22 protein-coding genes are annotated in these 19,357 nt (G+C 42.9%); 14 read left to right on the top strand and 8 right to left on the bottom strand.

The features are described 5' to 3' along the window. The first annotated feature begins 426 nt into the window (after window positions 1-426). Both IRQ95_RS12000 and IRQ95_RS12005 read left to right on the top strand, forming a co-directional pair. The gene (locus IRQ95_RS12000) at window positions 427-576 is read left to right on the top strand and encodes a hypothetical protein (protein WP_194437155.1); all 150 of its coding nucleotides are present in this window, start codon (window positions 427-429) and stop codon (window positions 574-576) included. Continuing rightward, on the top strand, window positions 560-3,052 hold the full coding sequence (locus IRQ95_RS12005; protein WP_194437156.1) for a sensor domain-containing phosphodiesterase: 2,493 nt from the start codon (window positions 560-562) through the stop codon (window positions 3,050-3,052). Before IRQ95_RS12000 ends, IRQ95_RS12005 begins: the two co-directional genes overlap by 17 nt. A 59-nt stretch (window positions 3,053-3,111) precedes the next feature. On the opposite strand, the gene IRQ95_RS12010 is transcribed toward IRQ95_RS12005, so the two are convergent. Continuing rightward, entirely contained in the window at window positions 3,112-4,815 is a 1,704-nt protein-coding gene (locus tag IRQ95_RS12010) for an FAD-dependent oxidoreductase (protein ID WP_194437157.1), read from the bottom strand. A gap of 209 nt (window positions 4,816-5,024) precedes the next feature. Here IRQ95_RS12010 and IRQ95_RS12015 point away from each other — a divergent pair, with 209 nt between their 5' ends. The 3 genes from IRQ95_RS12015 to IRQ95_RS12025 are packed head-to-tail and all read left to right on the top strand — an operon-like array spanning window position 5,025 to window position 6,218. Beyond that, window positions 5,025-5,348 carry an ArsR/SmtB family transcription factor gene (locus tag IRQ95_RS12015; RefSeq protein WP_194437158.1) on the top strand — a complete coding sequence of 108 codons (324 nt, stop codon included), beginning with the start codon at window positions 5,025-5,027 and terminating at the stop codon, window positions 5,346-5,348. Then, window positions 5,345-5,764 carry a YeeE/YedE family protein gene (locus IRQ95_RS12020; protein ID WP_123783185.1) on the top strand — a complete coding sequence of 140 codons (420 nt, stop codon included), beginning with the start codon at window positions 5,345-5,347 and terminating at the stop codon, window positions 5,762-5,764. Before IRQ95_RS12015 ends, IRQ95_RS12020 begins: the two co-directional genes overlap by 4 nt. Before the next feature lie 10 nt (window positions 5,765-5,774). After that, complete coding sequence (locus IRQ95_RS12025) at window positions 5,775-6,218, top strand: YeeE/YedE family protein (protein ID WP_194437159.1); 444 nt, start codon at window positions 5,775-5,777, stop codon at window positions 6,216-6,218. Window positions 6,219-6,277: 59 nt separating this feature from the next. Here IRQ95_RS12025 and IRQ95_RS12030 read toward each other — a convergent pair whose 3' ends face one another. Next, a complete protein-coding gene (locus IRQ95_RS12030; protein WP_228481387.1) occupies window positions 6,278-7,192 on the bottom strand; it encodes an endonuclease/exonuclease/phosphatase family protein in 915 nt (304 codons plus the stop codon). 272 nt (window positions 7,193-7,464) lie between these two features. Here IRQ95_RS12030 and nrdD point away from each other — a divergent pair, with 272 nt between their 5' ends. From nrdD to IRQ95_RS12050, 4 genes are all read left to right on the top strand, one after another. After that, window positions 7,465-9,585 (top strand): anaerobic ribonucleoside-triphosphate reductase, encoded by a 2,121-nt coding sequence (gene nrdD / locus IRQ95_RS12035; RefSeq protein ID WP_194437160.1) that lies wholly within the window; start codon window positions 7,465-7,467, stop codon window positions 9,583-9,585. 69 nt (window positions 9,586-9,654) lie between these two features. Next, complete coding sequence (gene nrdG / locus IRQ95_RS12040; RefSeq protein WP_194437161.1) at window positions 9,655-10,122, top strand: anaerobic ribonucleoside-triphosphate reductase-activating protein; 468 nt, start codon at window positions 9,655-9,657, stop codon at window positions 10,120-10,122. A gap of 245 nt (window positions 10,123-10,367) precedes the next feature. Further along, a complete protein-coding gene (locus tag IRQ95_RS12045; RefSeq protein ID WP_194437162.1) occupies window positions 10,368-11,549 on the top strand; it encodes an amino acid aminotransferase in 1,182 nt (393 codons plus the stop codon). A gap of 58 nt (window positions 11,550-11,607) precedes the next feature. After that, window positions 11,608-12,261, top strand: a complete 654-nt coding sequence (locus IRQ95_RS12050; protein ID WP_194437163.1) for a putative ATP-dependent zinc protease — start codon at window positions 11,608-11,610, stop codon at window positions 12,259-12,261. Window positions 12,262-12,332: 71 nt separating this feature from the next. Here IRQ95_RS12050 and bamJ read toward each other — a convergent pair whose 3' ends face one another. Together bamJ and IRQ95_RS12060 are read right to left on the bottom strand one after the other, a co-directional pair. Further along, window positions 12,333-12,806 carry a BamJ family beta-barrel-assembly machinery protein gene (gene bamJ / locus IRQ95_RS12055; RefSeq protein ID WP_194437164.1) on the bottom strand — a complete coding sequence of 158 codons (474 nt, stop codon included), beginning with the start codon at window positions 12,804-12,806 and terminating at the stop codon, window positions 12,333-12,335. Window positions 12,807-12,823: 17 nt separating this feature from the next. Next, complete coding sequence (locus tag IRQ95_RS12060) at window positions 12,824-13,441, bottom strand: thiol:disulfide interchange protein DsbA/DsbL (RefSeq protein WP_194437165.1); 618 nt, start codon at window positions 13,439-13,441, stop codon at window positions 12,824-12,826. Between the two features lie 228 nt (window positions 13,442-13,669). On the opposite strand from IRQ95_RS12060, the gene IRQ95_RS12065 reads away from it, so the two are divergent. Together IRQ95_RS12065 and glpK are read left to right on the top strand one after the other, a co-directional pair. Next, window positions 13,670-14,293, top strand: coding sequence for an OmpA family protein (locus IRQ95_RS12065; protein ID WP_194437166.1), 624 nt, complete (start codon window positions 13,670-13,672; stop codon window positions 14,291-14,293). A gap of 186 nt (window positions 14,294-14,479) precedes the next feature. Then, window positions 14,480-15,982: a glycerol kinase GlpK gene (gene glpK, locus IRQ95_RS12070; RefSeq protein WP_194437167.1), complete on the top strand. Its 1,503-nt coding sequence runs from the start codon at window positions 14,480-14,482 to the stop codon at window positions 15,980-15,982. 104 nt (window positions 15,983-16,086) lie between these two features. Here the strand turns inward: glpK and elbB are convergent, their stop codons facing one another. The 4 genes from elbB to IRQ95_RS12090 form a co-directional block, all read right to left on the bottom strand. Beyond that, window positions 16,087-16,737, bottom strand: coding sequence for an isoprenoid biosynthesis glyoxalase ElbB (gene elbB / locus IRQ95_RS12075; protein WP_194437168.1), 651 nt, complete (start codon window positions 16,735-16,737; stop codon window positions 16,087-16,089). Between the two features lie 73 nt (window positions 16,738-16,810). Further along, window positions 16,811-16,978, bottom strand: a complete 168-nt coding sequence (locus IRQ95_RS12080) for a hypothetical protein (RefSeq protein WP_194437169.1) — start codon at window positions 16,976-16,978, stop codon at window positions 16,811-16,813. A 154-nt stretch (window positions 16,979-17,132) separates the two neighbouring features. Beyond that, window positions 17,133-17,384: a YgjV family protein gene (locus tag IRQ95_RS12085; RefSeq protein WP_194437170.1), complete on the bottom strand. Its 252-nt coding sequence runs from the start codon at window positions 17,382-17,384 to the stop codon at window positions 17,133-17,135. A 272-nt stretch (window positions 17,385-17,656) separates the two neighbouring features. Then, window positions 17,657-17,977, bottom strand: a complete 321-nt coding sequence (locus IRQ95_RS12090; protein ID WP_075652574.1) for a DUF496 family protein — start codon at window positions 17,975-17,977, stop codon at window positions 17,657-17,659. A gap of 189 nt (window positions 17,978-18,166) precedes the next feature. Here IRQ95_RS12090 and IRQ95_RS12095 point away from each other — a divergent pair, with 189 nt between their 5' ends. From IRQ95_RS12095 to IRQ95_RS12105, 3 genes are read left to right on the top strand one after another with little or no spacing between them, the layout of a single operon-like run. Continuing rightward, window positions 18,167-18,361, top strand: a complete 195-nt coding sequence (locus tag IRQ95_RS12095; RefSeq protein WP_194437171.1) for a hypothetical protein — start codon at window positions 18,167-18,169, stop codon at window positions 18,359-18,361. Between the two features lie 25 nt (window positions 18,362-18,386). Beyond that, a complete protein-coding gene (locus tag IRQ95_RS12100) occupies window positions 18,387-19,043 on the top strand; it encodes a YceH family protein (RefSeq protein ID WP_194437172.1) in 657 nt (218 codons plus the stop codon). Continuing rightward, window positions 19,030-19,353: a GIY-YIG nuclease family protein gene (locus IRQ95_RS12105; protein ID WP_194437173.1), complete on the top strand. Its 324-nt coding sequence runs from the start codon at window positions 19,030-19,032 to the stop codon at window positions 19,351-19,353. The genes IRQ95_RS12100 and IRQ95_RS12105 overlap by 14 nt, the downstream gene beginning before the upstream one ends. Window positions 19,354-19,357 lie beyond the last annotated feature (4 nt).

Below are 19,357 nucleotides of genomic sequence, written 5' to 3' on the forward strand. Positions count from 1 at the left end.
TAAGTAAATGCAATTTGTAACAGGGGCGGTTGATAGTACTGTTGCTGAAGCGCGAGGGGGCTTGTTAGCTATTAGCGGCCTAATTATACCCATTTTAGACATTGAAATTCTCGATGACTCTATCGTTTAGCAACTGTAGACCAGTTAAGTTAGTCATTGTTTTCGACGCTTAAACCACTTGCCTTCATGAGATCAACTTTCGCTTGAGCCACCTTTCAATCGGCTACCGAACGAACAAAAATATGATACAGGTAGCCCTTCTTGAAAATAAACTTTGTAATTGAATTGTTATCGATATTAACATACTAAAGTGCTACTTATGTGTTGTGAGTGAGTTATCATTCATAAGAACATAAAGTAAGCATAGATAAGAATAACAAAGATGAGTGCGGATGAACGCACCTTTAATATCTAAGTAATTTTGTAATGTTGTCGGAAATATTAGTTATTTACCATCATCTATGGTGTGACTTTATCAGTCGCTCAACGCCATGGATGGATAGAGCGATCATGGACCGCTGTGTTGATAGCTATATGAATCAAAAGGAATGGATTTTTAATGGACATATTGGTTAATGAGGTCATTCGTGCGAAAGACGAAGATGACCTTTATTGGCGTTGCCTGAGAGAAATCTACACTCTATACCAACCTACGCACGGTTTTATTGCGGAGTTTAATGCTGCCCGCAGTGAGGCAAGTACATTAGCCTACTTATACGATGGCAAACCGTTAGGTAACTTTACCTATGATCTTGCGGGGACGCCTTGTGTTAATGTTCTGCATGACAAAGAAATCTGCCGTTACGCAGATAATGTGCAACAACACTTTCCCCAAGATATAGCTTTGGTCGAGTTAGGCGCAGAAAGTTATATTGGCGTCCCTTTACAGAATCAAGATGGCGATATCGTTGGGGTTTTGGCTCTACTCTATTCTAAACCTCTCGCTGATCGCTTATTCGATGACACGTGGTTACTGACAGCCGGTTTCTTAATTGGCAAGACAATAGTGCAACAAAGATTAACTCGCGAAAAAAACCAGTTATTGGCGCAATTTGAACGCTCCGAGCAGATCACTGAATCTTGCTCTTGGCATTGGGACGTAGCGACTGATCGCTTTAGTCATTCTAAGAATTTGAAGTCGATGTTTGACATATCAGACTCGGTAGATTTGAGCTTTGATGATTTCTTTTCAAATTATGTCTTTTACTCACCACAGCGTTACGCGCAGTTTCTCTCTGGGGCATTTTCTCCTTGCTCGATAAATAAAGTTGTCATTGATAAGGATCAGACTAGATGCGGGCTTGCGTTGGAGTTAACGTTCTTTAAGCATTATAGCGCACAAGGAGCGTTGCGCAGTATTGAAGGCAATTTGAAAAACATAAGCGATTATTCACTATTGGAAAATAACCATTTAATCGCAACCAAAGTTATCGAGCTATCCAATAACGGCGTTATCGTCACCGACGAGGAAAACCGAATTCGGCACATGAATGCCAAGGCTGAGCAAATCACCGGCTTTACGTTTGAGGAAGCGCAAGGGCATACACCGGGCATATTTCGCTCTGATATCCATGATAATAAGTTTTATGGCTCGATGTGGCATCAACTCAATCGTACGGGGCATTGGTCAGGTGAAGTGTGGAATAAGACCAAATCTGGTGCTGTTTACCCCGAGGTACTCTCTATCTCTGCGGTGAAAGATAGAAATGGCATCGTTAAGAATTACATCGGTATATTCGATGACATCAGTGATAGAAAGCTGATGGAAAGTGAGTTGTTAAAATATAAAAACAAGCAAGACTTTACGGGGCTACAAACGCGCACCAAGTTTATGCAGTATTTCGAGCAGCACAAAGACTTGATTGTGGTGTTGTTAGATATTCATCGTTTCTCGACAATTAACAATTTGTATGGTGAAAGTTTTGGTAACAAAGTGCTCCGTTATGTGGGCTTGCTGCTTTATCGAAATTTTCTTGGGGGGACGGTAAGTGTTTGTCGTTACGCTGCCGATCAATTTGCCTTGTCTTGGCGTATCGAGCACCTAGATGATATTGATGCTGTTATTGATGAGATTCGCAGTCGAGTTGAAAAAGCGTTCTATATTGATGGTCGGCTCGTAAAGCTAAGTATTAACATGGGATATGCGTTACCAGATACCTCAGAAAATAAGATCCATATTATGGCTAAGGCCTATTATGCTCTCGATTCAGCGAAATCACAGTCCCTTCCCAGTACTGTGCGTTACTCTGATTATCTTGAAAAAAATATTGGTCGCAAAGAGCAGTTAGGTATCCGTTTGAAGCGGGCGATAGATGAATCGCGGTTACATGTAGAGTACCAACCAATATACGATTTTGATCTGAAAAAAGTGGTTAAGTTTGAAGCTTTGGCAAGATGGACAGATAATGGAGAAATAATCTCTCCTTTTGAGTTTATTCCGATAGCAGAAGAGTTGGGATACATTAGTCAACTTGGCAACCTTATTCTTACCATCGTGTGCCAAGATTTAACTCAGTTGAAGCGTTTAGGTCACAATGATGTCAAAGTGTCAGTGAATCGCTCGATTGATGAACTGACCGATGAGAATATCGATGATTGTTCAATTCTCAATACGTTACGTATGTATGGTCTGGACACGACTGATATTATTATCGAGATTACAGAATCCGTCCCATTAGAAGACAAGCCGGAAGTGCAAGAACTGCTGCACTATCTTCGTGGCAAAGGCCTAAAACTGGCGTTAGATGATTTTGGTACCGGCTTCGCTTCTTTTTCAAATTTAATGAAGAATACGGTTGATATCCTCAAGATCGATCGTTCATTTATCCGTAACATCGATACAGATAAAAACAACTCAGTACTGGTTCAATCCGTTAATTTGCTGGCAACTCAATTAGGGCTAGATGTGATTGCTGAAGGTGTAGAAACCAAAGAACAGTTAGCGATATTAAGTGAAATGGGCTGTCGTTATATTCAAGGTTATTACATCAGCAAGCCTGTTCCATTTGAGCAAGCAATCGCGTTTCTGGAAATAGAACATTGTCCTGCTTAAAAAGAAAAGAGGTGCACTAGATGTGTTCCTCTTTTACTCATCGAACCATCTGGTTTTTGCTATGCGTTAGCAAACTTGTAAGTTCTGAAACCACCGATTAGGTTTCGCGCTCTATAGCCGTTGTTAACCAACTGACGATAGGCGACATTACCGCGCAGACCAACCTGACAGTAGATCACAATTTCTTTGTCTTTTGGTAACTCGTTTATACGTTGACGAAGTTGATCGACCGGAATATTGATATCACCGCTTAAGTGATTGCCATTTTCTCGTTCGCCCGGATTACGCACATCAAGCAGTATCTGATCTTCTGACAGGTTATCAATCTGATCAAAATGAATCGGAGTTGAGTCGCCTTGAATGATGTTGTTGGCTACAAATGCCGCTTGGTTGATAACATCTTTTGCACTTCCGTAAGGTGGCGCATAAGTTAATTCTAGGTGCTGTAGTTGTTCAACTGTCATACCAGCACGTTGGGCAACGGCCATCACATCAATACGTTTATCGACACCATCTTTACCCACAGCTTGAGCGCCTAAAATCTTACCTGTTTTAGGGGCGAACAGCATTTTGAACGAAACGATTTCTGCACCAGGGTAGTAACTCGCATGGCTTGCTGTGTGCACATACACCTTTTCATAAGTGATGTTGTCACGTTTTAGTTGTTTCTCATTTTTACCGGTTGATGCTACGGCTAAATTAAAGATCTTGCATATAGCAGTGCCTTGCGTACCTTGGTAAGTCTCTTGACGACCAAGCATGTTGTCTGCAGCCATACGACCTTGGCGGTTTGCTGGTCCAGCAAGTGGAACAAGAGTTTGCTCGCTCGTGACAAAGTCTTTTTCCTCAACGGCATCGCCTACCGCATAAATAGCAGGATCGCTGGTTTGCATATATTCGTTGGTGTAAATGCCTCCCAGTGCACCAAGTTGTAAACCTGCTTGTTGGGCAAGCCCTGTTTCGGGACGAACGCCAATCGCCATGATCAATATATCGGTTTTTAGCTGCTCGTCATTGCTCAGCGTTAATACCAGGTGTCCGTTTAAATGTTGGTGCTGATTGTTTTCACCGGCATCCTGATTGGCGACATGCGATTCAGGAATATACTCCACACTGCTAAGCGCGGTTCCTAGACGTAGGTCAATGCCATGATTACGGATCTCGTCGTGGGCAAATCCTGCCATTTCGCGATCAACGGGAGTCATCACTTGGTCAGATAGCTCAAGCAGCGTGGTTTTGATGCCAAGTTGATGGAACGCTTCCATCATTTCTAAGCCAATAAAACCGCCACCGACAACCGTAGCATGCTCAACATTATTCATCTTGATGGTCTGGATGATTTTATCCATATCTGGAATATTGCGCAGCGAATGGGTGAGTGGGTTGTCTACCCCTGGGATGGGTGGGACAACAGGTGCTGCGCCCGGGCTTAATAGCAAGAAATCATATTCTTGTTGGTATTCACTGCCATCAAGTAAATTCTTTACTGTCACGGTTTTATCGTGGCGATTGATGGCGGTAACTTCGTTCATTACGCGCACGTCGACATTAAAACGGGCTAAGAAACTTTCAGGTGTTTGTAGGAGTAACTTACTGCGTTCTTGAATATCGCCACCAATATGATAAGGCAATCCGCAGTTAGCAAATGAGACAAATGGTCCGCGCTCAAGCATAATGATCTGTGCATCTTCGCTTAAACGTCGTGCTCTTGCCGCCGCAGAAGCGCCGCCCGCGACACCACCGATAATTACAATCTTCGTCATAGTTACTCCTAGATTTCCTTGTATTTGCGTTTATTGCAATCGCTGATAGTGCAGTCGATCTGCAAGCTTAACATTCAATAACTGCTACTATAATGAACTATATTAGCTATGTCTAATTTTAAATAATCTAAATGTGATTTTACTAAATTAGATTTGACTAATGTTAATTTGTGGTTAGAATCTAAACAAAATGGTAGCGGGACGGAATAATGAGTGAAACGCAATTTGACATGATGCAGATGCAAAAAAATGCAGCGCAAGCTGCGGAATTACTGAAAGTAATGGCGCATCCAGAGCGCCTGATGGTGATTTGCCAACTGACGCAAGGTGAAGTTGGCGTAGGCTCCTTACAAGCGAACTCAACACTTAGCCAATCCGCATTGTCGCAACATCTAAGCGTATTGCGTAAACACAACATCATCAAAGCGCGAAAGGCGTCTCAGCAGGTATTTTACTCGCTCGCGGATTCGAGAGTCGAAGTAATGATGAAGTCACTACACTGCGTATTTTGCGCAAACAAGGAGGATTTATGATTGATGCCATTCCATGGAATGCACTGATAGGCGGGATGTTACTCGGCTGTTCTGCCACATTGCTTTTACTGTTTAACGGTAAAGTTGCGGGTATAAGTGGCATAGTGAACGGTCTCTTCGCTCGAGTGCGAGGTGACGTTGCTTGGCGATTGGTTTTCGTTATTGGCATGGTATTCGGTGGTGGCAGTGCTATCCGTTTATTCTCTATCAATGTTCCCGATACTCAGAACATTTCTTTAGTTGCGTTTGCGGTAGCTGGTTTACTGGTGGGCGTTGGTACAAGGCTTGGCAATGGTTGTACGAGCGGTCATGGTATTTGCGGTATTGGGCGTTTGTCTAAACGTTCTATAGTGGCAACAGTTACATTTATGCTGGTGGCGGGCATTACCGTGTTTATCCGTCTGCATGTGATTTAGGAGTCATGCTATGAATCTATTTGTTGCAGCGTTAAGTGGTCTGTTATTTGGTTTAGGCATGGCAGTATCAGGCATGATTGATCCTGCCAAAGTGATTGGCTTTCTTGATGTTGCTGGAAATTGGGACCCGAGTTTGGCGTTTGTGATGGGCGGAGCCCTAGCGGTATTTATGCCTGCGTATTTTGTGTTGATAAAACCACGTGCACATTCTGTGTCGGGCGCTGAGTATTGCTTACCAACCAACAACACTATCGATAAGCGCTTGGTTATTGGTGCAGCGCTGTTTGGTGTCGGTTGGGGAGTTGCAGGTGTTTGTCCGGGTCCTGCGATAGCGAGTCTGAGCTATGGCAATCTCGGGATTTGGATTTTTATTGCTACCATGTTGCTGGGCTCGCTGTTAACTCAATTATTGAACCTCTCTAACACACACCTATCTAAGTTATCTGTAAAATAATGGCTCCAGTCAAACTGTAAATGCGCTGACAGACTTTATTCAGCGCATAATAGTTAGGCTCATTTGAGTGTTGCCGTGATTGGGCAGTGGTCACTGAGTTGATAGTCCATTACATCTTGCGATTGGTAAAGATTCTGTTCTATTTTAATAATGTTTATATCACGGCTGGTTACAACATGGTCGATTAATGAACGGAACTGATGAGTTCGGTTCGGATTTTTACGGCTACGCACTTTACATTCTGCGTTTACATGACGAGTTGCCAACACAGCATCTGTCGATTTGCTTAATATTTGCCATAACCAATCTCGGTTAAAAGATAGATTGTGGTTGAAGTCGCCCACGATCATATAGCGCTCAACATTGGCTTCGCGCTCTCTAATCCATTGATTTAAAGCTTCGCCCTGTAGTTTAAGGGTTTGACACGCACGATTGTTTTCATAGCGTCCGCTGCAACGCGCTTTCAAATGAACGTTGAGCAAATGAATGGGGGAGTCGCTAGAGGGTTTTACTATGATATAGCTTGCGAAACGGAGCTTGTCATGCCGCTGCGCAGGTAGTAGTGAGAAATCATCGACATCTTGTACTGTTGCATCGTTTCGCACTGCGAACCCCGTATATTGGTTGATGTCATCATATTGGAGCCGGCTATTCATTGCTAGCGCTCGATCGGACATATATAGGGTATATTTGTCGCCAATGAGCTTCTCTAATGCCGCTGCATCCCCAACTTCTTGGAACGCGAGGATAGAGGTGTCGACCTTATTGAAATAGTGCGCCATTTTGTAAAAATCATCGCTATTGCGCAACGAAGGCGCAAAACGTTCATTTCCCTCAGAAACAAACCACTCCATATTCCACGTCGAAACTTTGAACGATTGTTCTGCTTGTGCCTCAAATGCGGTCAATGCCACTATATATAGGAAAATGAGAGGTTTTGCATGTAATTTAAACAACGGGTTTTTCATCATCATCGTAGAACCTTTATCTCGTAAGCCTTCGCAAAAAATCAAGTTTAAAACGCCAATTTTTGCAATTTTCATTGTTTTATTTGTATCTGAGAGCCATGCCAATAAGATCGTTTCGTTTCTGTACTGTAACTTGGTTTTATTGATCTAAATCAATACTTTTAAGGTGCGGTTTGGAGTCTAATACGCCACAACATCTAGTGTCAGTCAAAAAAATAACAACCCTATATAGTGTGTTTGTGGATAACTCTGTGAATATACTGGGGTAAGGAGAAAAGGTGAAACCAATCGTAATCAAGCGTGACGGCTCAAGAGCTCCGTTTAGCAGGGATCGTATTCAAGCAGCAGTGGAAGCAGCAGCAGAGCACGTGAACAACGAGATTGCTATTTATGCCCTTAATGTGGCATTAGCAGTAGAGCTGCAGCTAAAAGATCACGATGAAGTACACATTAACGAAATCCAAACCCTAGTTGAAAATGAGCTTATGCAAGGACCATATAAGTCACTTGCACGTTCATACATCGAATACCGTCATGATCGCGACATCGCTCGTGAGAAGCAAAGTGCGCTTACTCGTGAAATCGAAGGTCTGATCGAAGAGAGCAACGTTGACCTAATCAACGAAAACGCGAACAAAGACGGTAAAGTAATTCCGACACAACGTGACCTGCTTGCAGGTATCGTGGCTAAACACTATGCGAAAACTCACATTCTGCCACGTGACGTAGTACAAGCACACGATGAAGGTGACTTACACTACCACGACCTAGATTACGCACCATTCTTCCCGATGTTTAACTGTATGCTTATCGATCTTAAAGGCATGCTGACACACGGCTTTAAAATGGGTAATGCTGAAATTGATACACCAAAGTCAATTTCTACAGCAACAGCAGTAACAGCACAGATCATTGCGCAAGTAGCAAGCCATATTTACGGTGGTACAACCATCAACCGCATTGATGAAGTACTAGAACCTTATGTACAGGCAAGCTACGAGAAACACCTTTCTATCGCAAAAGAGTGGGATATCCACAACCCAGAAGCTTTTGCTATCTCTCGCACAGAGAAAGAGTGTTACGACGCATTCCAATCTTTAGAGTATGAAGTAAACACCTTGCATACTGCAAATGGTCAAACACCATTTGTGACCTTTGGTTTTGGTTTAGGCACAAGTTGGGCATCACGTCTAATTCAAGAGTCAATTTTGAAAAACCGTATTGCAGGCCTTGGTAAGAACCGTAAAACAGCGGTGTTCCCAAAACTTGTATTTGCGATTAAAGATGGTCTGAACCACAAAGAGCAAGATCCAAACTACGACATTAAGAAGCTTGCGCTAGAGTGTGCTTCTAAGCGTATGTACCCAGATATTCTTAACTACGACAAAGTAGTAGAAGTAACAGGTTCATTCAAAACCCCAATGGGCTGCCGTAGTTTCCTAAACACTTACGAAGAAAACGGTGAACTTATCCATGAAGGTCGTAATAACCTTGGTGTAGTAAGTTTGAACCTGCCTCGTATCGCAATTCGTGCAAACGGCAGCGAAGAAGAGTTCTTCAAAATCCTAGATGAGAAACTAATCGTCGCACGCCGTGCATTAGAAACACGTATCTCTCGTCTAGAAAACGTGAAAGCTCGCGTTGCGCCAATTCTATATATGGAAGGTGCATGTGGTGTTCGTCTAAAAGCAGACGATTCAATTGCTGATATCTTTAAAAATGGTCGCGCGTCTATTTCTCTTGGTTACATTGGTATCCATGAGATGGTTAACGCACTATACGGCACGTCAGAACACGTATACGACAATGAAGAACTGCGTGAAAAAGCACTTAACATCGTTAAGTACCTGAAGAAACACGTAGAGCAATGGACTGAAGAAACAGGTTACGGCTTCAGCCTATACGGCACGCCAAGTGAAAACCTATGTAGCCGTTTCTGCCGTATCGACACTAAAGAGTTCGGTGTTATTGAAGGCGTGACCGACAAAGGTTACTACACCAACAGCTTCCACTTAGATGTTGAGAAGAAGGTAAACCCATACGATAAGATTGACTTTGAGATGCCATACCCACACATCTCAAGCGGTGGCTTTATCTGTTACGGTGAATTCCCGAACATGCAACGTAACGTTGAAGCTCTGGAAAACGTATGGGACTACAGCTACACTCGCGTACCTTACTACGGCACCAATACACCTATCGATGAGTGTTATGAGTGTGGTTACACTGGTGAGTTTGACTGTACGAGCAAAGGCTTTACTTGCCCAAGCTGTGGCAACCATGATTCAAGCAAAGTATCAGTAACCCGCCGTGTATGTGGTTACTTAGGTAGCCCAGACGCTCGTCCATTTAACTTCGGTAAGCAAGAAGAAGTTAAGCGTCGCGTTAAGCACCTATAATTGAACCTGTAAGTATCATTCACCAGCTCGCTCTGCTTTAAGGCGGGCTGGTTTTTTCGTTTTGGAATTATGAACTACCATCAATACTACCCAATCGACGTTGTAAATGGTCCCGGTACTCGCGTGACTCTGTTTGTTTCTGGCTGCGAACATAAGTGTCGCGGTTGTTACAACAAGACAACTTGGCGCGTAGACAGTGGTCATCTGTTCACTCAGCAACTTGAAGATCAAATCATTGCCGACCTAAACGATACGCGCATCAAACGTAAAGGTTTATCGCTGTCAGGGGGCGATCCGCTTCATCCCGCGAATGTGGCTGATGTACTGCGTTTGGTAAAACGCGTGCGAGCTGAATGTCCTAACAAAGATATCTGGCTATGGACTGGTTACATGCTCAGTGAGTTGAGCGAGGCACAAAAAGAGATTGTTGAACTCATCGATGTGATGGTTGACGGTAAGTTTGAGCAAGAAAAGCGAGACTTGAACCTCGAATGGCGCGGCAGTTCAAATCAGGTGATTCATTACTTCAAGGTATGATTTACAAACCTAACTCAAAGGCAGCAGTGGCTGCCTTTTTTGATCCTGTAGTTTGAGCAAAATGTTAGCCCTAAGCTTGATGCTTTGATAACTGGTATGAAAGGGGTTCAATAGAGTGATAAGTTTAGTAAATCGCTCTTACAGAAAAATTTCATCGAGAAGTTGTTTAATTGTCGATATTTACAAAAACTAGTGTTAATTTGGATAACACTATCAACAATGAATTTCAAAGGGTTGTGACTTTCATGTTCTCTCATTTACCTGAACCAAAACTTGATCCAATACTTTCTCTTTCTGTCGCTTATAGGAATGATCCGCGCGAAGAAAAAGTGGATTTGGGTATAGGTGTGTATAAAAGCAGTACGGGCGAAACCCCGATTATGCAGGCGATTGACCTTGCACAACAAAAAGTTGTGGCAACACAAAAAACCAAGTCATATGTTGGGCTTGCTGGTTGTGAAGAGTTTAATCAGTCGATGATTGATTTGGTGTTAGGGCAGTCATTAATCTTAGATCGCGTATCTGCGATTCAAACGCCGGGCGCAAGTGGCGCACTACGCATGCTAGGCGATCTGATTAGAGTGGCTCAACCTAACACAACGGTTTGGTTGTCAAACCCAAGTTATGTTAACCATCAGCCAGTTATGGAAGCGGCAGGGCTTAAGGTAAAGCATTATAGCTATTTTTGTCCGGTGACTAAGCAAGTCGACAAAACACGCATGCTAGAAGAAATTTCGCAGGCAGGCAAAGATGATGTCGTTTTGCTGCATGGCTGCTGCCATAACCCAACGGGCGCTGATATTGATTTCGATACTTGGCAACAAGTGACTCGACTAGCTCAAGAGAAGGGTTTTACGCCGTTTGTTGATCTGGCTTACCAAGGCTTTGGTGATGGTATCGAAGAAGATGCAGCTGGCTTACGTTACATGGCTGAACGTGTCGAAGAGATGATGATCACTACATCATGTTCGAAAAACTTCGGTTTGTATCGCGAACGTACGGGTGCCGCGATAGTTTTGGGTCGTTCAGCGCAAGATGCTCTAAACGCAAAAGGTAAGTTACTTACTATGGCACGTGCGACATACACGATGCCACCAGACCACGGTGCGGCATTGGTTAAAACTATCATGCAAGATACAGAATTAACCACAATATGGCGTGATGAGTTAAAGACGATGCGTAATCGCCTTGTTTCATTACGCGCTTCACTTTGTGAAGAGCTTAGAACGACGCACAATACCTCTGAGTTTGACTTCATCCAATCGCACAAAGGTATGTTTACTGTGCTAGGCTTTAGTCAAGAACAGATGGCACGTTTACGAGAAGAATTCGGGATTTACGGCGTCGGCGATGGTCGTATTAACATCGCGGGTTTAACGGAAAGAGACATTCCGTATGTCGCGGATGCGATTTTGAAAGTGTCATAAACCAAAGGCTCGTAAGAGCCTTTTTTATCCTATTCAATTATCAATTCGGGGGGATTGAATGAGAAAGAACTGGCAAACCACTTGTCTGGTTATTTTGTCTACTACGTTAGCGGCTTGCGCTAGCCAAACGAGCACACCAGAGCAACCAGTTAAACCAGAACAACCACCAGTTGAGCAGCCGAGTGTTGAGACACCGAGCAAACCGGTAGAGAAACCTACAGTTGATCCAGAAGTTACACCTGACAAAAAGCCGTTACCTCCTGTTGTTGAACCAGATAGAAAAACTTCTGATGGCAAGCTGATTCTTGGTGAGAAAGAGTGGGTTTATATTCCAGGGCTAGAAGAGTCTTTCCGTGCTCGAGTCGATACTGGCGCCACTACGTCTTCAATTAGCGCTGTTGACATCAAGCCTTTCGAGCGAGATGGAAAAGATTGGGTGAAATTCAAAATGGAACACGACGGAGTGAGCAGTAAAGAGATTTCTTTACCTGTCGAGCGTTGGGTTAAGATTAAACAGTCTAGTGCAGAAGGTTCACAACGCCGCGCAGTGGTACATGCTTGGATTCAGATTGGTGACCTTAAGGAGAAAACCGAATTTACCCTTGCAGACCGCACCCATTTGTCGTTTCCAGTTTTGCTAGGAAGAAGTTTCTTTAGAGATGTAGCTGTGGTTGATGTGAGTCGAAAGTATGTGCAAAAAAAGCACAACTAGTTGAGACGCGAAAGCCACTATTTACGAATAATAAAAAACCGCTCGATGAGCGGTTTTTTTAATCACTATGATTATTGGATGTCGAGCAATTCAACATCAAAAACTAGTGTTGCAGCAGGTGGGATAGGGCCTGTACCACTTTTACCGTAAGCAAGAGTACTTGGGATAAACAGACGGAATTTGTCTCCGACAGTCATGTAAGTAAGACCTTCTTGCCAGCCCGCAATTACTTGGCCAAGACCAAAAGTAATTGGTTCACCGCGGTCAACAGAGCTGTCGAAAACAGTACCATCGATCAACGTGCCGTGGTAATGAACTTTAACTTTGTTGCTCTTAGTTGGGTGAACAGTACCTTCACCTTTTTCTAAAACTAAATATTGCAAGCCGCTTTCAGTCGTTACCACGCCTTCTTTTTGGCCATTCTCAGCCAAGAATGCTTGGCCTTGCTGAAAGTTAACATCCGCTGTTTTATGATTGGTCCAAGTGCGGTAAATCATAAAGCCAGCTAAAATGACGACAACAATAGGGATAATAATTTTAGTCATGAATCCTTTCCAATAAGTTACTTTTTGATTAGGTAGTTAATCGTGTTCGCGATTTCTTCAATTGTCTGGTGACCAGCGGTAATAACTTCATATTTACCATTGACGATAAACGTTGGTACACCGTTAATTTCACCTTTTGTGATGATCTCATCGGCAATTTGCATCGCTTGGAACAGTTGGTTTTGCTGTTCTTCAGTAATGTCGTATGGAGAAACTAAGCCACGGCTTTTAAACGCGTTATCAATTTGGCCTTTTTTCTCAGCCAATGTTGCGCCATCACCCATTTGTGCAGCATTAAATAGGTCAAGCATCATCTCATGATCTGGCTTTTTACCCAGTTGCATCTCTGCGCTGTAGTAGATCATCGCGCCAATTTGTGCGCTTTCGTTGAAAGTTACATGAACCTTGCCCACACTTTGGTCGATAAGCTTTTCAAGTTTAGGAAGTTGAGATTCCATTTGTTTACAGTGACCACAGTTAAGTGAGAACACTTCCGTTACTTGTGGTAGACGGTAGGTTGAAAGGTTGTTTGACAAAGTTCTGTATTGCTTACCTTCTACAGGTGTAGAGCTTTCAGAGCAACCCACCATAAGCGTAGAAATAGCGACAAGAAATAGAGCGATCATTTTTTTCATATATTTATCTCTTTGGGAACGCGTGTTAGCGAGTCAAAAGTGAAGCAGAGTTTACCGTTATCAGTGCTTGAAACAAATGGTTATCTCCAATCGATTAGTAAATTTTAACAACTTCTGTAGATATTGGTAAAAATTTGAGCATTTGAACCAAATTCGAGTCGTAGAGCTAAAGATTTACGCCAAGTGAACGATATAAATTAAGTAATCGAATGAATGAATGGTGAGGCGATGAGGTTTTTAGCTATAGGTTTAAGTACAGCAGTACTAGCGTTAAGTGGGTGTGGCACATTACCAACGGATGTGCTCACGGGCAATATGCTCACAGTTGCTCCCCAGAGTGATTCGGAGTTAATGCACCCAGAGTGGGGAGACCCAACGGTATTTCCGCGCTCAGACGTACAAGGACCCTATGGCAAGAAAAAAGTCTATCAACAACATTCACTTGAGAGCTTTTTAGCCAAGCACAATTTAGACTATGAAGTGCTGCCGGGTGGTTACAAGATGATCCGTCTAAACGATACTATTAAATTTCATACAGGTTCTTCAAAAGTATCGAGCCAATCAGCATATTGGCTATCGACGATTGGACGTTACATCGCCTCTCAACCTGGTATTGATATCGTCATTGATGGGCATGCGGATAACACAGGTGCAATGCAATTTAACGATTCCCTATCAGTGAAACGTGCTGAAGCAGTAAAACAACAGTTAGTCCGCAATAATGTCGATAAACAAATGATCTTTACTCGTGGTTACGGCGAAACAGCGCCAGCATGTAGCAACTCAACCTCAAGTGGTAAAGCATGTAATCGTAGAGCGGAATTGCGTTTTATTCTTTCAACCGATTATTAGCTTTAGAAATAACCAGTCATTCGATGTAGAACGAGAATAGTGACAGAATCACTATTCTCGTTTTTTTATATGTTTATACTTATTAAAACAGTGACAACCTGCAATGCCAGCCACATTCACTTCATTGAGTTTGGTGAACAACATAAGGTTGTAAACAATTATTCAGAAACAAATAGGAACATGTCGTTGGAACAGAAGACGTACATCGTAGCCCTTGACCAAGGCACCACGAGTTCACGCGCGATTGTATTCGACCAGAGCGCGACTATTATCAGCTCGTCCCAAAGGGAATTCCCCCAAATCTACCCTAAAGCGGGTTGGGTCGAGCATGACCCTTTGGAAATCTATGCGACACAAAGTGCCACTTTGTCAGAGGCTATAGCCAAAGCGGAAATCAGCAGTGAGCAGATCGCTGCTATTGGTATCACCAATCAGCGAGAAACGACGGTCGTTTGGAATAAACACACAGGTAAGCCTATTTACAATGCGATCGTTTGGCAGTGTCGGCGCACCACTGAAGTGTGTGATCGTCTGACTGCTGAAGGGCATGAGCCAGTTATTAGAGAAAAAACTGGTTTAGTGCTCGACCCTTACTTTTCAGCTTCAAAGATCCAATGGATTTTGGATAACGTGCCAAATGCCCGTCAGCAAGCGGAAAAAGGTGATTTGTTGTTCGGCACGATCGATACCTGGTTAATGTGGAAGATGACCAAAGGGACAGTCCATGCCACGGACTACACCAATGCGTCTCGCACTATGCTATTCAATATCAACACCAAGCAATGGGATGACGAGTTACTCGATTTATTCGATATTCCAAAGTCGATGATGCCTAAAGTAAAACTATCTTCGACTCTGTACGGCAATGCACATATAGGTGGCGCAGTTGTACCGATTACTGGCGTTGCCGGCGATCAACAAGCAGCACTGTTTGGACAGAAATGTATTCGTAAAGGTCAAGCCAAAAACACCTATGGTACAGGTTGCTTCTTACTTATGAATACTGGTGAAAACAAAGTTGAATCTACTCATGGTTTGTTAACAACGCTGGCCTGTAATCATCTCGGAGAACCCGTTTACGCGCTAGAAGGTTCAGTGTTTATGGGCGGCGCATCCATTCAATGGCTACGTGATGAACTTGAACTGATCAGTGATGCGCAGCAGTCAGAGCAGTTGGCAACCCAAGTCGAGTCATCGAATGGTGTTTATGTTGTGCCTGCATTCACTGGGCTGGGTGCTCCCTACTGGGATGCACATGCGAGAGGCACGATTGTAGGATTAACTCGTGGTGTGAACGCCAAACATATTGTACGTGCAACCTTAGAGAGTATCGCTTATCAATCCAAAGACGTACTCGACGCAATGCTGGCAGATGCGCAGGTTTCATTAGCAGGTTTGAAGGTTGATGGCGGTGCTGTAGCAAACAACTTTTTAATGCAGTTTCAAGCAGATGTGCTTCAGACGGAAGTTCATCGACCTCAAGCAAGAGAAACCACGGCTATGGGAGCGGCGTATCTAGCAGGGTTGGGGATTGGCTTTTGGCCAAGTCTTGAGGCCATTCAGAGCAAAACAATAGCAGATGATTGCTTTATACCAAGTAGCAATATAGATAAGCAAACACAACGCTATAAAGGTTGGAAGCGTGCAGTAAGGTGTGCGCAGGTTTGGGCAGATATGGATAATGAGTGACAATGTCACTTAATGCGTTGTAACTTAGTATCAATTGCAGCGCCTTGACTAAATCGGTTATCAAAGGAGCTGATTTTCTCCGCAAACAAGTGCGTTGTTGTTGATTAAGCGATGGTAATCAGCTGTTTGACTAATTTATTAATTCCACTGGCTGCTTCACTCACGGATTGAGCAAGCATGTATGCTGGCGTAGATAGTACGTTATGTTTTTCATCGAAAACTACTTCATCAACATTACAAGCGATATGCTCACCACCTGCCATAGTAAAGGCTGACGCAGTATCAACGTCATTACCAATGGTGCCTTGTACGCCGCTAGTGTAAATCATCGGGATCAGGGCAGGAGCGATGCATACGTATCCGGCGGGTTTACCTAATTCAGCGAACTGTTTACAAGCTTGAGCGACGGCGGGGTTTATCGTGGCATCTGCGCCTTTAAATGCGAATTCAGAGAGGTTTTTCGCGACCCCAAATCCACCTGGAAGAAGCAGTGCATCGTACTCAGCGGGGTTTAGTTCAGTGACATCATTAATGTTACCGCGCGCAATACGCGAGGACTCAACCAGCACATTACGGGTTTCAGGCATTTCTTCACCTGTGATGTGGTTAAGGACATGATGTTGGTTTATGTTGGGCGCAAAGCAATGCCAAGCTGCACCGTTTTGTTCAATAGCCAGTAAACAAAGTACGGATTCGTGTATTTCAGCGCCATCGAATACACCGCAACCACTTAAAATTACTGCAACCTTTTTCATTGATTATCCTCCAAGCATTGTTTGCTGAATTGATAGTGTTAATTTGAAACCAATATCAGTTAAACACCAAAGCTTAGCCAGTGGTACTGTCAGGATCGAAATTTGAGTTGTCGTTAGCGAGATCCGAGTGGCTAGTTTCAGACGTTTCTTCGTTTTCCTCGGAGCAATATTCTTCTTGATGAGGGTAGGGCTTGACTAAAAAAGGCGTGAGCATAATGGTGGAGGGGAAAAAACGCTTCATTTATTGCACCTCAATTGAAAAGAATGGTTGGCAAAATGGTAACGTGAGGATAGCAATAGAAAATGGTTAAAATCTTATTTTTCTTAAAGTTATGAGTTGTTGATAGGTTCTAAACTCACAAAAGCGAAACCCCAGCGTGGCTGGGGTTTAAAATTTAGGCTGCTGAGCTTAATTTAGCGGTTTTTTTTTCTTGCTGCATTTTAACAAGGAAGTACACGTTTACGCAGGCAATGAATCCATTAGTCAAAACCACAGGCCATGAGTCAATCATTAAGCCGTAAGCAGTAAATAGCGCACAGCCGATAAAGTTTAGTACTCGTAGCTTAACAATGTCTTTCATTGTTAAAGAGATCGCAACCATAATTGACGCTGCGTAACCCAAGATTTCAACCATATTTATATCCATTAAGTGACCCTCTAAATTATATCGGTGTTGACCGATGACCATCTTCTCATCTTGAGATACGTGAGGATTTTCCTTGCCTCAAAAGGTCTTGTTTATCTACTTAAAAATATAGCAGGGTAAATTCTGTGATTAAACCCCCAATTTTTTGAAGGTTGAAGGTTAGCGATTACGCAAACGTTTTGGTTAAAATTGTGATGATTTTGATGATGGGTTGTGAAATAAAAAAGCTCACGACTGAAGCGTGAGCTTAGGAAATCTACTTAAAGGGCTAATTATTTTTTAGCGCCTTTTTGAACTTGCTTGTCTTCTTCAGTCAGTTCACGGATACGACGGCTGATGTCACGACGCTCTTTAGAAATCTCAGCGCTTTTGATGATGTGGTCATCTACACGGTCTTCGTAGTCAGCTTTCATGTTTTTAATGATGCCTACGATTTCATCGTGTGTCATGTCTGGCTTGATATAGTCAATCAGGTTCTCTAGTAGATCCACACGTTTGCGGTTATCACGAACTTTCTTCTCGTTATCTAGCAGCTCACGCTTTAGCTTATTTTTGCGACGAGCTTGAGATACGATTTCAAATACACCACTCATAGGTTCCTTTCCTAGTCTTAACATAAACTGACAATGATTAAATCATAACAAAGCTAGCGTTAACAGCACTAAGATCAATCATTATGCCAACTTGGCGCTTTTCTGTTCAAATCGTCTCGTAAGTGATTGAGCAGACGAATAGAACATTATATGATTTTGCTAAATCATTAGTTAATTCAAGACTTAGTCATGCGCAACTCAGCTATTGTCATTCCCAAACAAGAAGAAACCAAGGTATCACCTAGATGCCGAAAATTGGTAAAGGCTTATAAGTTCGAACGTTCTCAGCAAGAAATTACTGAAGTTGAGCTGAATCGAGCTAAAATTGTCATGGTTGATGAAAATGGCAATACGAAACGCATTCCAATTTTAGCCGAGCATTAACATAAAAATTACACAAGGAACTCCTATGAACATTGAGCTAACTCCAATTGAAGCGCGCGTGATCGGCTGTTTGATCGAGAAAGAAGTGACGACCCCTGATTACTATCCGCTAACACTCAATAGTTTGACTTCGGCTTGTAATCAGAAAAGTAACCGAGAGCCGGTTATGAACCTTTCTGACAGTGAAGTACAAGAAGCTGTTGATAGTTTGATTGCTCGTAGACTGGTGAGTGATGAGAGCAGTTTCAATAGTCGAGCGAGTAAGTTTCAACATCGATTCTGCAACACTGAGTTTGGTGATTTAAAGCTAACAGCGCAAGAGAAAGCAATCGTATGTTGCTTGCTGCTGCGTGGTGCTCAAACCCCTGGAGAGCTGCGTACTCGTACTAATCGTCTTGCTGAGTTTACCGATGTAAAAGAGGTCGAGGCCGTATTAGAGACAATGAGCTCTCATAGTTCAGGTACATTAGTGGTAAAGCTTCCTCGTGAGGCTGGTAAACGAGAGTCGCGTTATCAGCATCTTTTTAGTGGTGAAGTGGATTTAGACAGCTATCAAGCAGAAGCAGCGAGTTCAACGCCTAGCTCGAGCAAAGTCGAACAACTCGAAGAAGAGTTACTTGCACTTAAAGAAGAAGTTCAAGAACTACGAGCATTAGTTGAACAGCTTAATGAGCGAATCTAGTCAAACAACTTGGAGTGTGTATTTTATTCGTACATGCTCCAATTCACTCTATTGCGGCATTACGACCGACGTTAATAGAAGATTTAACCAACACGCTTCTGGCCGAGGCGCCAAAGCTCTCAAAGGAAAAGGTCCTCTTACGCTCGAATGGCATTGCACTCTCAACGATAGCCGCAGCTTAGCTTCAGCAGTCGAATACCGACTAAAACAACAAACTAAAGCAACCAAAGAAGCATTGATTACAGGCAATCTCGTGCTTAAAGACGTTATAAAGCATGATTTATATGCGCAGATATACAGTTTATCTTAAAAGT

This window comes from Vibrio fluminensis (genome assembly GCF_015278125.1).
Lineage (GTDB): Bacteria > Pseudomonadota > Gammaproteobacteria > Enterobacterales > Vibrionaceae > Vibrio > Vibrio fluminensis.